Raw genomic sequence first — 13,119 nt, 5'->3', positions numbered from 1 at the left:
TTGATAAAATGCACGGCAAACTTATGGGTAAAATTACAAGATCGGCTCTCACAAAAAACGGGATAAAAAAATAAACAGTGGAACTACTCCGCTGTTTATTTCGCCACGCCTTCATGTAATTTTTCTGTATAATCTTTTACATCCTTCCAGCTATCTTTCGCTGTATTTAAATCTTCTTTTATAAAGGTAAATTCTTCAGGACTGATTCCTTTTACGTTTTGTAGTAAATTATTATATTTCGCACCTACCGTATACCACTGATTTGATATGTTTTGCAGTGCTGTAATTGCTGCATCAATTGTTTCTGTCATATTAGTCGTTTTATTTTTCACATCTGTCAAAATTGCCACTTCTGCTTGTGCTCCAGAAATTCTATTCTTTAAACTGGCTATTTCTCGTTCTGCATTTGCAATATCTTTTTTCGCAATCGCAATCATCGGTCCGCCAGCAAGACATGTTATTAGCGCTACGCAAAGTACACCACCAGCGATAACCATATCATTACTCTTTTTAATCGAATCATTATATGTATTTATTTGTTGCTCTAATGCTGGAATACCAGCATTCGTACTTGCCAAAATCGCTGTTAATTGATTTGTATCCTCTTTAAAACTATTTGTGTCTTTCGCCATTCTATCGCGAAAAGCTTTCAAATTCCCTAATAATACATCTACCTCATTTTGATTCTTTAAAATGTCCGCATACAACTTTTCTAAATCTGCTTTTAACTTTACGCTATCTTTTTGATCAATCGCTAATAGCATGTCACTATAGTACGCTTGAAAAGTATTGTTGTAATCAATAATATTTTGATCCGTTTTCATAATTTGAGGCTTCATATTATTTAACCAATACGCCGCATTAATTTTTGCATCTTTTTGATGCTGAATCATATCCCCTCTTAAATTACCATTAATTGAACTTATTTTACTCAAATCAGTCTCTTGTTGATTTTGAATTAATTTTGCATATGAATCCATTGCGAATATGCTCGATGTCGTTTGCGCCATTACATCTTGGAGCCCTGCTGGTCCGAGAGAATAATTTTTTGCACTCTCTTGTAATGTTTTTATGTTTTGTTCTGCTGCGAAAGGATGTAAAGGAAATGCATTACTCGTTGCCACTCCAGCAATCATTATCGTTAAAAGGCATTTCTTATAAAATCTTTTCTCCATACTTTTCACCTATTCTCTTTATAAGGATATCAAAAGCTCCTGCTCACAACTGAACAGGAGCTTCAACTCATTCATTAATACTTAACGCTCTTACGATTCTTATTCAATTATGCTTTTTTCGTATCTACTACTTTAATATCTTCAGCATAAATCTTTTCTGCATAGTCTTTAATGTTTTTCCAGCTATCTTTAGCTATATTCAAGTCTTCCTTAATGAAAACAAGGTCGTTTGGACTAATAGAGTCTACATTTTGAAGTAATGAATTATATTTCGATCCCATTGTATACCATTGGTTTGAAATATTTTGCAACGCTGTAATTGCTGTATCAATTGTGTTTGTTAAATACTCAGTTTGTGTTTTAATGTTCGTTAGTCCTGCCACTTCTAATTGGGCAGTTGTAACTTGTCCTGTTATCTTTTGAATTTCTGCCTGTGCATTATCAAGCTCTTTCTTCGCTAATACGATTCCAGCTGTTCCACCACCTACAGCTGCTGCACCACCTGCAATTAACGCGACTCCTAGCGGCGTTCCTGCACCTGTAGCAATAACTACTGCACCACCGATAATTGCAATTGGCCCTAGAGCTGTCGCAACTGATGAACCGATAATAATTGCATTATATTTACTAATCGCTTCATTGTACGTTGTAATTTGATTTTGCAGAAGCGGGATTCCTGCATCTTGACTAGCTAATATAGATGTAATTTGATTTGCATCACCTTTGAAGTTTTGCGTATCGGACGTCATTTTGTTTCGGAATTTTTTCAAGTCTTCTACTAACTGATCTACTTGCGCTTTATTTTCATTAATACTACTTGATAATCTAGTTAAACCTTTCGTAAGAGTCGCTTTATCTTTTGCATCTACCGCAGCGACTAAAGTATCATAATAGTTTTGGAATTTCGTATTGTAATTAATAATATTTTGATTCGTTGAAATAAGCTGTGGTTTTAATACATCTAACCATTGCTTCGCATTTCCTCTAGCTGTATCCTGGTGCTGAATCACTTTCCCTTTTAAAGCCGCATCAACAGACGATACATTACCAAAGTTAACATTACCTTGTTTAATAATTGTTAAAGCGTACAGATCCATTACTAAAGCGTTTGAACCCGTTCTTTCCATTGCATCTTTTAGGCCTTCTGGTCCTAATGAGTATTCCTCATAGTCATTATAAGCTTTTGCTACAGCATGAACTGGAGCTTGTTTCACTGTACTTTCAGCTGCATACGTATGGGCCGGCATAATATTCCCTGCTGCAAATACTGCCATAAGTGCTGATAGAGCCATTACTTTATATGGTTTTTTTGTCATTTTTCTTCTCTCCCTATATCGCTAATTATTTTTCTGTTTAATGTACTTCAACGTTTGTAACGTAATCTTCAAATTGATTTGTTTGCTTATTCATTTCATCACTTACTTTTTTAAGTTGATTGAAATGTTTTTGAAGTAAACTACTGTCTGTATACGTGCCTTCTTCAATATTTACTTGAATTTGGATCATATTATTGTTTAAAACTTTCCAATCCGTTAATAACGTCTCTAAAGTTGTAATTTGGCGATCAATTAGTTCTGTAAAGCTACTTACTTGATCTTCAACGAATGTAATTTGTGTTGCCTCTGATTCAGTTTGTGATAACTTTTGAATAAGTGGTAATAACTCTTTTTGCTTTTGTTGAATACGAAGAGCAGCTTCCCTCGTTTGACTATCTGCAGCATTTACAATTTCATTACTTAAAGTACCGATAGAAACAAAATCGATTGTTTTCGTTTGTGCAGTTTGATTTGTGATTGTAAATACTTGTTTACCGATATTAATAGAACCTTTAATAATTTCTTGTGGTCTATTCAAAATAGTAGTTAGTTCAGCTTGAATTTCCCCTTGAATTCTTTTTATGTCTTCTCTTAATTTCACAATATCTCCGCTTGATCCTTGCAGTGTTTTTATTGCTTCATCAGCTTTAATTGATAAGTTATTACTATCTTTGTCTAATACCGTTTTAAATCGATTTAACTCTAATAAATCTTGCTCCATACTCTCTTGAATGCTTTGGACCTGCAATTGTAATTTTCCATATGCGTTTGTAAAATCTGCTTTTGCCTGTTCATCTTCATTTACTTTTCCTGCTAGTTCATAGAGCTTACTATAATAACTATTAAATCTTGTGCTGTATCTCATCATTTCTTGATTTAAGTCGATTAGCTTCGGATTATATTCATCAATCCACTCTCGTACATTCGTTTTTGCAAATTTTTGATGATTCGTTAAACTACTCATAGCGTTTACCTTAATGTCTGGCTGTTGCAAAATAACTAATCCGTATGCTTGGATAAGTGGTGACTGTGACCCTAACACTCTAATTGAATTGGATAATGTATTTGGAGCAATTACATTTTGCGCATATACTGTTTTCACTTCTGTTTGCCCCTCCTTAGCGTAAGCGCTTACAGGAACGAAGCAACTCGTAGATACTGCTGTAACCAATAACCCTGTAATTAAAGTCTTTTTCACTTTAACTCCTCCTATGTATTAGCAACTATTACTATCGCATTTTATTATTCTATTTTCTTACAAATGATTTGAGATGGTTAAAAATAGAGAACGTTCTCACCGTGAGTCATGTACGAACCACCTCTCTCAAACTTTATTTCTACAGTACTTACTTATTGTTATAAAACACTTCATAACTTTTCATATGTGCTTAGTATGAATAAAACTGTATAAATTTTCTATTTTATTGCGATTTCCACATTCACACAGTGAATATATTACATGAAAATATTATTCATTTTAAACTAATTAACGTGTGAAAGTATGAAATTTCGTTTTGTTTTCATGTAAGTTTTGTACTGTAAGGTCATTTAAACACAGCTATTTATATAACGTAAAGAAGTATTTTAATTCCCTTTATTTTCAAGCTCTCATGTCCTTATCCCAAAATAAAATTCAATTCACTTTCTCGATTAAACTATCTATATACCACAACAGGAAACACTACATATTCATAACCATTAAAATTATACTAATATATTTTTTAAATCCATATGCAATTATGCATAGCATATACACAAAAAGGATAGCTTCACTTTCGTGAAGCTATCCTTAAAAAATCTTATTACTTTTTCAAATGATATGGAACTGTCGTAATAACAACATTTCTTTTATAGAGTAAATACGCACGAATGAGTAAACTAGACTGATTATGAAGAATGTTATGCCAACCTTTTTTCGGAATAAACTGTGGTATAACGACCGTAACTCGGTAATTTGATTCACTCGCTTTATATTGCACTGTGTCAATAAATTTTGTAAGCGGCTGAATAATGCTTCTATAATGAGAATGTAATGTAACAAGCCTTACTTCAGGTTGCCACTTCTCCCATTTCTCTTCAAATTTCTTTTCCTCTTCTCTGTCAAAAGCAACATATACAGCGATAACTTGATCTGCAGAAAGAGCCTTAGCATAGTTCAATGAATTTTCTACTACATGAGTCATACCAGCTACAGGAACGACAATTACATTCCCTTCAATCGGAACAAGTGGTTCACAAGTTTTTAAACTTAATTGATCGCCCACTGCATCATAATGCTTCTTAATTCGATGGAACAAGAAGATAATGAAAGGTAAGAAAATAAGGATTGACCAAACTTGTGCGAACTTAGTTAAAAAGAACATGCTCATAACGATAAAACTAATGACTGCACCAATTAAATTAACCGTTAATCTTAAAGCCCATCCTTCAGGCTTTTCACGAAGCCATTTTAGTACCATTCCAGTTTGAGAAAGTGTAAACGGAATAAATACCCCTACTGCATATAGCGGAATCAAGTGTTCTGTTTTCCCCTGAAAAGCTACAATTAAAATAATCGAAGAAATCCCAAGTATAATAATACCGTTTGAATAACCTAGGCGGTCTCCTCTAATCGTAAACATTCTCGGTATGAACTTATCTTTTGCAAGATTAACCGCTAATAGTGGAAATGCAGAATAACCTGTGTTAGCCGCAAGAATTAATATTAAAGCTGTTGTACCTTGTATGAAATAGTACATGAAATTACGTCCAAAAGTTTGTTCAGCAATTTGTGAAACGACTGTTACTTCCTTACTTGGATTAATTCCGTAATAATAAGCTAAAAAGACAATTCCAGAAAATAAAACTGCAAGTAATGCACCCATTGCAAGCAATGTTTTCGCTGCATTGTTAGGTGCAGGATCTTTAAAGTTTGGAATTGCGTTAGATATCGCCTCAACACCCGTTAAAGCAGAGCTTCCTGAAGCAAATGCTCGTAACAGTAAGAACAAACTAATTCCTGCAACTGGCGTTCCAATTGGCGAATGCAAAGCCTGCGAAACGTGTCCCGTTAAAATATTGTATATCCCTACACCAATTAATATAAATAGTGCTAAAACGAATAAATAAACAGGATATGCTAAAACGGAAGCTGATTCCGTTACGCCTCTTAAATTTAAGATGGTAATCAATATGACAAATATAATCGCAATGATTACATTATGTGCATGTAAGCTAGGAAAAGCAGATGTGAGCGCATCTGTACCCGCAGATACACTTACTGCAACCGTTAAAATGTAATCAACTAATAAAGATCCTCCTGCTATTAAGCCTGGATTCATCCCTAAATTCTCTTTTGATACAACATATGCTCCGCCGCCATGAGGATAAGCAAAAATAATTTGTCGATAAGATAAAATAAGAGCTGTCAATAATACTAATACCCCAATTGCAATCGGAATGGAATACCAATAAGCTACCGCTCCAAGGCCTGCTAGTGCAATTAATATTTGCTCTGGTCCGTATGCGACCGATGACAATGCGTCAGAAGATAAAATGGCTAGCGCCTTTGTTTTATTAAGTTTTTGCTCTCCTAACTCAGTTGATTTTAACGGCCTTCCAATTAAAAACCTTTTGATAGATGAAACCAACGCTGTCCACTCTCCAATAATTTTGCACGAATTTTTCTGCTAATTACAGCGGATAAACTATTTCTTCAGAAAACAAAAAATGTCTACAAGCCATAACGAAATAGACTTGTAGACATTATTTTTTTTGTCGCACAAGCTCCACCTTCCTTCTCAATATAACGCTTACGAGGTTAGCTGTCGGATTCGGGCCTATGAGTAGCCCTACCTTTTTCAAGGATTCACCCCATTGGATTATGTACTAATCCATAAGAACGGGTCCCCCGCACCATGCGGCTTCAGCGATTTAGAAAATTGAAACTGTGGATTATAATACTCCTTTATTTTCAAAAAGTAAACAAAAATTTTAAAAAAGAAAAAAATTAAAACGATTGCGCATAATCCACCGAAAAATATACATAATGAATACTAAAAATCCACAAAGGAGACCCGTATGTCTAAAGAAAAGAAGCCTATTTTTTCCGATTCCTATTTAGATGCATTAGCAAATGAAATTAATCAGTTGTATGGGAAACGCGAACAAGAAATAAACTTGACAGAAAGAGTTAAAAGAAATAAATAATTTGTCATAAAAAATAAAAAAGAAAGCAATACATTTATATATTGCTTTCTTTTTTATTTTTTCATACATCCAATTCTATTGCCGATTTGTTAAAGACCATTTCTTCATACACTTTTAAATTTTGATATACTGCTCCTAATAATGGTGCTTCTTTAGAAAATTGCTCTGCTAAATCCAGTAAATATCCTTGTAAGTACTTCGCTTCAATGGACGAACCTTTTTCCATATCACGCTGCATCGATGACTTCATATCATACGAAATTTTATCAATTGTTTTCATATGTTCCTCAACAATGTTTTCCTTTACCGGAGCTCCTAATGCCCTCATGATTTGCACAGATTCTTCAAATAAGTTTTGGATAAAATCGCGTCCACCTTCGCTTTCGCGAATCGGTCCTATTGGTGCACGCATTAATGTTGTCACACCTGACATTACAGTAATAAATAAATATTTATGCCACATATCTTGCGTAATATTTTCACTTAAAACAAAACTAGATTTCGTACCTGCAAATGCTTTGGAAATATGATTGATTCTCTCTGAATCTTGAGACTTAATTTCTCCAAATACAAGTCTGTTGGCAGCACTCGTTTGTACAATTTCTCCCTGATTGTTTAATGTCGTCTCGATAAAGCATAGACCGCCAATTACTTTTTCTTCACCGAATTCCTTTTGTAATAGTGATAAATGAGCGATACCATTTAACAATGGGATTATTACAGTATTTTTACCTACAAACGGCTTTAAATCTATGGTCGCCTCGTGTAAATGATACGCTTTTGTTGAAAATAAAATCACATCAAATGGAGTCGTTCTATCTTCTTTCGTTACCAATTTCGGTTGAAATGAAAAATCTCCATTAACACTACGAATAACAAGGCCTTTTTCTTCTAATTGCTGTTTTCTTTTGCTGCGAACGAGAAATGTAACATCTTCTCCCTTTTCTACTAATCGGCCACCGAAAAATCCGCCAACGCCCCCAGCTCCTAATACTAAAATACGCATACAACATCCCCCTTTTTCTAACACAATTATACTAATTTTAGTATACATAACATTATACATGTCCCTTGTTAAATAAGCTGAATTTTCATTCTTAATCTAATGAACAAGAGAGGTTATTTTCAAGAAAAATTGGGCATGTTGTTTCTATAGCTTATACGGAAAGGAAACAATGTAAATGGAGGCAATACAAACAATCGAGGAAAAAGATGTAACAACAGCTATATTTCAATTTATATTCCCGTTTTCGTTTAAAACTGGATATGAACAAAATATGTTCCCTTTCTTACAAAAAAATGATTTTCGACCTTTTCGACTCGATCATCTTGAAGATGAAAATACATATTACGGGAAATTTCAAGTTTCACATCAAAATATGGAAGCATACTATCTTTCCTTTACAAATAAAATTCTCTTTCCTCATTCAGAACATCAAAAAGGATTACAGCGCTATTCTAAAGACCTTAATTTAAATGGACATTTAACAACTAACCTTATTTCCGTTCCATTCAAGATACATTCTATTGATGTAACACTTTGTCCTTATGAGCTTGGGTTCTTAACAATTCGGACAGAAATAAAAACCGCTCCTAACATGACATTATCAGAAGCGATTGAATTCGCGGCTCGCTTCCGTGTACTTGAAACTAAAAGTGATACGACTGAGACTATTTGTATTGAATGTGATGGGAAAAAATATTCACAAGTAGAAAAACTTATATTCGGTGATTTATTTCATGGTTTAACAGACTTCTTTGAGAACAAGAGATTGCGGAGTTCTTACTTTCAAACATTCCCTTTCTTTGAAGACCAGCGAATGTATGTACAAACTCTATTATCCATAAACAAAGAGTCAGACCTTCATATAATCGATGTATATCGAGCTTCCAGTCTTTCCGGATTATCAGATGATGGTAAGCCATATATTAGTGCAAATAATGTTCCTTATATTCACGATTATTTAACAAAACATTCTTATCAAAGATGGGCTCCTAACCGTTACTTTATTATGGAAGAACATATTTTCACATGTATTACAAATGAAGGTGAACAAGCAGTCACTAAACTTGCTAGCCAAATGTACGGGGAGTTTTATTACGCTTTATTATTAAATTTATTTCATAAAGTTGTTTTATTAAAGATGGCAAACGCCTATGCTGAATTAAATATTGAGCAAGATACAAATGAGATTGAGAAATTAATTTATTCAATAAATTCGTTTACAGCTAATTATTTTTCTTTAGAATTAGTATCCCAATCACAAAGTGAAGATATTTTCTTTCGTCTAAGAAAACTTTTTAACATTGAAGTACTGTACACGAACGCGAAACAAAATCTCGATAGTTTATTTAAATATCAAGAAAATGTTGCTTCAAAAAAAGATAGCCTCTTATTATTAATTTTAACGCTCTATTCTGTTGTAGGCCAAATGTTAGGGTTTACTATGATTGATCTTTTAAGAAACACCGATTCAAACAAAATATCATCGCCTTTTGAATTTTTTGCTCTATTAATAGCGATTAGTGGCATAGTCATTTCACTTATTTTAGGTATACAAAGTTTATACCAATGGAGTGTACAACATAAACGAAGAAAAGCATGGGTAAAACAAACTGTACTTTCTGCTGTGAAAGAGAAGGATAGTACAAAGTAACTAAAAAACAGATGGCAGCACGATGCTACCATCTGTTTTCTATTATGCTTACTTACCTGCTTCGATTTTTTCTAATGTAGCAGCTACTTGCTCTTCTGTTAATTCGTGTTGCACGATATAACGATTACGTGGGTGTACACGACATTCATGAGAACATGCACGTAAATGTTTTGCTTCACTTTCTTCAGAACATAAAATTTTCTTGTTACATTCAGGGTTTGCACAGTTTACATAGCGCTCACAAGGTTCACCTGTAAAGTGATCTTTACCAACGATAACATGTTCTTTTTGGTTTACTGGTACAGCGATACGCTCATCAAATACGTAACATTGACCATCCCAAAGTTCACCTTGTACTTCTGGATCTTTTCCGTACGTTACAATTCCGCCATGAAGCTGGCTTACATCTTCATAACCTTCACGAACTAACCAACCTGAGAATTTCTCACAACGAATTCCACCTGTACAGTACGTTAAAATCTTTTTACCCTCAAGTGTTTCTTTATTTTCTCTAATCCAATCTGGTAATTCACGGAATGATTCAATATCTGGTTTAATCGCACCTTTGAAGTGTCCTAAATCAAATTCATAATCATTTCGTGCATCAATGATAACTGTATCTTCTTGTTTCATTGCCTCATAAAAATCTTTTGGTTCTAAATACTTCCCAGTAATTTCTTTCGGGTTAATGTCGTCTTCTAGACGAAGTGTAACTAACTCTGAACGAGGACGTACGTGCATTTTCTTGAATGCATGTTCATCTGCCTCATCAATTTTAAATACGATTCCAGCAAAACGTGGATCATTATTCATCGCTTCCACGTATTTTTCTGTTTGCTCAACAGTTCCAGAACAAGTTCCGTTAATTCCTTCTGTCGCTACAAGAATTCTTCCTTTTAACTCAAGTGATTTACAAAATTCTAAATGCTGTTCAGCAAATTCTTCTGGATTTTCAATTGTTGTGTACATGTAATACAGTAATACTCTATATGGTTTTGTAGTTGCCAATGTATTTCTACCACCTATCTAAATTTTAAAATCATGTATAAGTTAACGTTCATATCAAAACATATATAATAAGAAAATACATACTAAATTGTACTTAACCTATTTTCTTCTATTTACAATTTTTTCTATAAGTTAACAAAAATAAAAACAAGATTACAGAACAAAACACTACGGTTAGGTTGTAATCCCAATATATTATATATCATACAATTTCATTTCCATCAATTAATATGCTGTAATATAGGCTGTATGTTCACATAAATTTCAAAAACAACCCTATAATTTATTATCTTCTCCCTTATTCAACAACCATAAACTCCCAAATTTTTTTTGCATCGTCACACCATTCATTGCACACAGTCATATAATTTGCATTAAGGAAACTTTTATGTTCAAATGAAATTGCCACATCATATATCTAAATGTATTGAAATAATGAGTAAAAATAAAGTGAAACTTTAATCAAGTTAAGATTTCAAAGGGGAATACTACTATGAATAAAGATATAACAAAAGATGAACAAGTCCCTTCTCAAAGTACAACAGTTCAATCAGCCCATTTAGCGTTAAGTGGACAAACAAAAGGCTTTAAAAGACTGTTACCATTCTTAGGACCTGCTTTTATCGCATCAGTTGCTTATATTGATCCTGGGAACTTCGCTACAAATATCGCAGCTGGATCACAATATGGGTATTTATTGCTTTGGGTAATACTCGCTTCTAATTTAATGGCTGTATTAATTCAAACTTTATCAGCTAAATTAGGAATCGCTACTGGGAGAAATCTTCCTGAAGTAGCTCGCGAAAACTTCCCCAAACCAGTTTCCATCGGTTTATGGATACAAGGGGAACTCGTTATTATGGCTACAGATTTAGCTGAATTTATTGGGGCAGCACTTGGCTTATACTTACTATTTGGAATTCCGATGTTACCAGCTGCTTTAATTACAGCAGTTGGATCATTTATTATTCTTGAATTTCAACGCAGAGGCTTTCGTCCATTAGAAGCTATTATAACAGGTATGATTTTTATCGTTGTTATCGCTTTTGGTATCCAAGTCTTTTACGCAAAACCGGAATTAAGCCCTCTACTCTCAGGACTTTTCACTCCAAAATTCCAAGGTGTAGATAGCATCCTTTTAGCAGCTGGAATTTTAGGTGCGACAGTAATGCCGCACGCGATATATTTACATTCGGCCTTAACGCAGCGCCGTGTAGTCGGAACAAATGATGAACAAAAGAAAAAGATTTTCCGCTTCGAATTCATCGATATTATTATTGCAATGGTTATCGCTGGAGCAATTAATGCAAGTATGTTAATTGTAGCAGCTGCACTATTCTTTAAAAACGGCTTGCACGTTGAAGACCTTGATGTTGCTTTTAACCAGTTCAGTAATTTAGTCGGTCCTGTATCGGCTGCATTATTTGGGATTGGACTTTTATCAGCAGGTTTATCTAGTTCTTCTGTTGGTACGATGTCTGGTGATATTATTATGCAAGGATTCATTCGAATGCATATTCCGTTATACTTACGCCGATTTATAACAATGATTCCGCCTCTCGTTATTATCGCTTTAGGTGTAAATCCAACTTACGCTCTCGTTATGAGTCAAGTTGTCTTATCTTTCGGTATTGCCTTTGCATTAGTACCACTTATTATGTTTACAAGTAATAAGAAGATTATGGGTGCACTCGTCAACCATCGCATTACAACATTTATCGCGTGGTTAATCGCTGCACTTATTATCGTTTTAAATATTTTCTTACTGTATCAAACATTTGTAGGTTAATAAAAAAGGGTATTCCAAATTTGATTTGGAATACCCTTTTTGTATGAAATGATTTCCTTCTACTTACCACTTATGTATGTCCCTCTTTCCGGCATTATCGCACCTTTTTCAGTTCGAAAATAAAGTGGTAAGCCTTCCGTGAAAAACATACTCACCTTGGATGGATCCTGCCTTTGATGATGGATATGTAAATGTGGTTCACTTGAACTTCCTGAGTTACCGACTTGGGCAAGAACCTCCCCTTCATTTACACGTTCGCCTTCCCTCACTTTAATTGATCCTTTCTTTAAATGGGCAAGAAACAAAAATGTACCTGTTTCATCCAGTCGTAAATAAATATGATTTCCCGCCATCGATTGAAAATCATCCGATCCCGGAACTAAATCTATTTCATCATTTTTAATTGATACAACTGTCCCAGAAGCTGGTGCCATTACTTTCGCTCCATATATTCCATAATCCTCTAACTTACTACTTTTCACTTCAGCTGGTGGAATGAGAATATCGTATGCCCATCGTTCATTTGGTTTTATAACGTGATAGTTCGTTTCTAATTTATCGCCGCCCCAACCTATCAATGCTCGTTCATTCAAAGGAAAACGAACGACTACTTTAGGACTCATAGACTGTACATCTACTGGGTATGCAATTCTCCCAATGTTAGCGAACCATCCCACGGGCCAAGCTCCAATGGTAGAAAACAGAACTATTAATAGTAGCATTCCATCTATCCGCTTTCTAAAAATGCCTTTCCAAACAAACATTACTGCTGAGCCTATTAAGAGAAAAACTGAAATTACACTAAAGGCCTGTATAATCCACCAAACAAAGACTGATGTAACGCCATTACCTAAATAAACTAAACTCCAACTTATAATTAAAAAAGCAACTATAATCGCTAATAAAAATCTCTTCCACATGCTATATCCCTACTCTCCTATCTTTGTTCCCCATGATACGAAGTAAAAATTACGACATATGAAAGA

The 13,119-nt window shown here is 34.3% G+C and carries 10 protein-coding genes and 1 riboswitch; of the genes, 3 read left to right on the top strand and 7 right to left on the bottom strand.

From position 1 onward, the window contains the following. Positions 1-95: 95 nt before the first annotated feature. From nheC to NSQ08_RS07805, 4 genes are all read right to left on the bottom strand, one after another. Positions 96-1,175, bottom strand: coding sequence for a non-hemolytic enterotoxin subunit C (gene nheC, locus NSQ08_RS07820; protein WP_340773233.1), 1,080 nt, complete (start codon positions 1,173-1,175; stop codon positions 96-98). 107 nt (positions 1,176-1,282) lie between these two features. Next, positions 1,283-2,491, bottom strand: a complete 1,209-nt coding sequence (gene nheB / locus NSQ08_RS07815) for a non-hemolytic enterotoxin NHE subunit B (protein WP_000162968.1) — start codon at positions 2,489-2,491, stop codon at positions 1,283-1,285. 37 nt (positions 2,492-2,528) lie between these two features. Further along, on the bottom strand, positions 2,529-3,689 hold the full coding sequence (gene nheA, locus NSQ08_RS07810; RefSeq protein WP_340773228.1) for a non-hemolytic enterotoxin NHE subunit A: 1,161 nt from the start codon (positions 3,687-3,689) through the stop codon (positions 2,529-2,531). A 604-nt stretch (positions 3,690-4,293) separates the two neighbouring features. After that, positions 4,294-6,120: an APC family permease gene (locus NSQ08_RS07805; protein WP_002141290.1), complete on the bottom strand. Its 1,827-nt coding sequence runs from the start codon at positions 6,118-6,120 to the stop codon at positions 4,294-4,296. A 144-nt stretch (positions 6,121-6,264) separates the two neighbouring features. After that, positions 6,265-6,411: riboswitch (cyclic di-AMP (ydaO/yuaA leader) on the bottom strand. A gap of 139 nt (positions 6,412-6,550) precedes the next feature. On the opposite strand from NSQ08_RS07805, the gene NSQ08_RS07800 reads away from it, so the two are divergent. Next, positions 6,551-6,679 carry a hypothetical protein gene (locus NSQ08_RS07800; RefSeq protein WP_000031870.1) on the top strand — a complete coding sequence of 43 codons (129 nt, stop codon included), beginning with the start codon at positions 6,551-6,553 and terminating at the stop codon, positions 6,677-6,679. Between the two features lie 61 nt (positions 6,680-6,740). Here NSQ08_RS07800 and panE read toward each other — a convergent pair whose 3' ends face one another. Further along, positions 6,741-7,685: a 2-dehydropantoate 2-reductase gene (panE, locus tag NSQ08_RS07795; protein WP_002141289.1), complete on the bottom strand. Its 945-nt coding sequence runs from the start codon at positions 7,683-7,685 to the stop codon at positions 6,741-6,743. A gap of 175 nt (positions 7,686-7,860) precedes the next feature. Here panE and NSQ08_RS07790 point away from each other — a divergent pair, with 175 nt between their 5' ends. Continuing rightward, positions 7,861-9,336, top strand: a complete 1,476-nt coding sequence (locus tag NSQ08_RS07790) for a hypothetical protein (RefSeq protein ID WP_012260743.1) — start codon at positions 7,861-7,863, stop codon at positions 9,334-9,336. Positions 9,337-9,384: 48 nt separating this feature from the next. On the opposite strand, the gene trhO is transcribed toward NSQ08_RS07790, so the two are convergent. Then, positions 9,385-10,344: an oxygen-dependent tRNA uridine(34) hydroxylase TrhO gene (gene trhO / locus NSQ08_RS07785; RefSeq protein ID WP_002086277.1), complete on the bottom strand. Its 960-nt coding sequence runs from the start codon at positions 10,342-10,344 to the stop codon at positions 9,385-9,387. Between the two features lie 493 nt (positions 10,345-10,837). On the opposite strand from trhO, the gene NSQ08_RS07780 reads away from it, so the two are divergent. Beyond that, positions 10,838-12,133: an Nramp family divalent metal transporter gene (locus NSQ08_RS07780; protein ID WP_001030684.1), complete on the top strand. Its 1,296-nt coding sequence runs from the start codon at positions 10,838-10,840 to the stop codon at positions 12,131-12,133. 59 nt (positions 12,134-12,192) lie between these two features. On the opposite strand, the gene NSQ08_RS07775 is transcribed toward NSQ08_RS07780, so the two are convergent. After that, positions 12,193-13,053: a M23 family metallopeptidase gene (locus NSQ08_RS07775; RefSeq protein WP_002141286.1), complete on the bottom strand. Its 861-nt coding sequence runs from the start codon at positions 13,051-13,053 to the stop codon at positions 12,193-12,195. Positions 13,054-13,119: the final 66 nt, after the last annotated feature.

The organism is Bacillus sp. FSL E2-8887 (assembly GCF_038007205.1).
Taxonomy (GTDB): Bacteria; Bacillota; Bacilli; order Bacillales; family Bacillaceae_G; genus Bacillus_A; species Bacillus_A mycoides.
This window is presented reverse-complemented; position numbering and strand designations above follow the sequence as displayed.